Here is a 1,342-nt window from a genome sequence, read left to right on the forward strand (position 1 = left end):
CCTTCTGAAAGACGGAAGGCGTGGCCCGGTCGCGTGCGATGAGGTAGGGGAACTCGTCGATGACGATCACCACTTTCTCCCCCTGGGAAGGGGAAAAATTCCGGTGCCTGACCAGCGCCTTAATGACGGTCTCCCAGTCGGGATACCGACTCCGCTCGAAGTCCGGATCGTTCAGGTACTCCCCTGCGTAGTGGGAGAAATCCTGGACATTCCTTGCCGTCCCTTCTTCTGAGGCCAGGAAGTAAAAGCCCGGGACAGTCTGCAGGAATTGGGCAAGAAGCGTCGTCTTGCCCACGCGCCGCCTCCCATACAGGATCAGGCACTCCGGAACCGGGGAACGATATCGATCGGTGAGGAACTGCAGTTCACTTTCCCGGTCTACAAAAGAATGTTGAATCATAAGTATACTACTTTATAGTCAACAACAACTTAAGATAATCGGTAAGCGCCGGTAGCCGGACCGGAGATGGCCGCTGCGCAGACGGGCACCCCCTTTCCGGGTTGATGGTCGTAGCCGGGCAGGATGAGGACGAACTCCCCCGCTTTCGCGGCGACGATATCGGCGAGGTCGCTCCGCTGGAGGAGGGAGAGCACCTCCCCGGCGAGCACCTGGTAGTAGAACTCGGGGTAGCCGATGCCCGAGGGGCTGAGCGGGTGGTAGTGCCCTCTGGTCCTGACGTACTCCCCGGAAGAATGACGGTGATCTCGAACCGAGGTTCTGCTCACGAAGATACGCGCGATCCCCGGCAGTGAGGGCGAGGTCGCGGTACATGTAGTATAGGGGCATGCTCCCGGACTGGTCTGGGTCGGCGAGCACGCATCGCATATCGTCGAGGGTCCGGACGGAGGGTTCAGGGAGGGGGCCGGGCCAGTAACTGTTCATTAATTCATGTTCTGCTGTAACTGGTGATAATTTACGCGATGCGATCCTAACACCGTCATCACGAGGGGGGGCTTCAATGAAAATGGGAACTCTGAAGTAGGCCTGTTACCGGTGGAGCGGGCTTTTACGGTTCTGGAGGCGAAGTGCTGGAACTTCTAGGGAGATGCTCCCCTCGATGAACGTCACCCGGGGGTGGTCGAGGCGGTGCTCGATGTTCACCCGCCGGCCGGTGGCGAGGTTGTCGATGATCACGACGTCGTGGTGCTGTGCCAGATGCGATGTTCCGCAGGAACGGAGCAGGAGCACCGTCAAGGTGCGACTGTGTCTGCAAGGTTCGAGCCGATGAAGCCGGCCCCGCCGGTGACGGTGGAGCGCATGAAGAGGGTATGGCGGTGGGGTGGTTTAGGGCTTTCTGAATGGTGCCAGCGAGACAGTCCGTTCAGCCCTCGGATGTGCCAT

At 59.6% G+C, this 1,342-nt stretch carries 3 protein-coding genes; all 3 read right to left on the reverse strand.

What is annotated here, in order from left to right:
- Positions 1 to 400 (reverse strand): ATP-binding protein (locus PLN84_RS13340; protein WP_348532191.1); only part of this gene is annotated, 400 nt, incomplete at its 3' end.
- 29 nt (positions 401 to 429) lie between these two features.
- A complete protein-coding gene (locus tag PLN84_RS13345) occupies positions 430 to 726 on the reverse strand; it encodes a glucose-6-phosphate isomerase family protein (RefSeq protein WP_292384074.1) in 297 nt (98 codons plus the stop codon).
- A 262-nt stretch (positions 727 to 988) separates the two neighbouring features.
- The gene (locus PLN84_RS13350) at positions 989 to 1,195 is read right to left on the reverse strand and encodes a hypothetical protein (RefSeq protein ID WP_348532192.1); all 207 of its coding nucleotides are present in this window, start codon (positions 1,193 to 1,195) and stop codon (positions 989 to 991) included.
- Between the last annotated feature and the right edge of the window lie 147 nt (positions 1,196 to 1,342).

This window comes from Methanoculleus sp., from assembly GCF_035363275.1.
Classification (GTDB): Archaea; Halobacteriota; Methanomicrobia; order Methanomicrobiales; family Methanoculleaceae; genus Methanoculleus.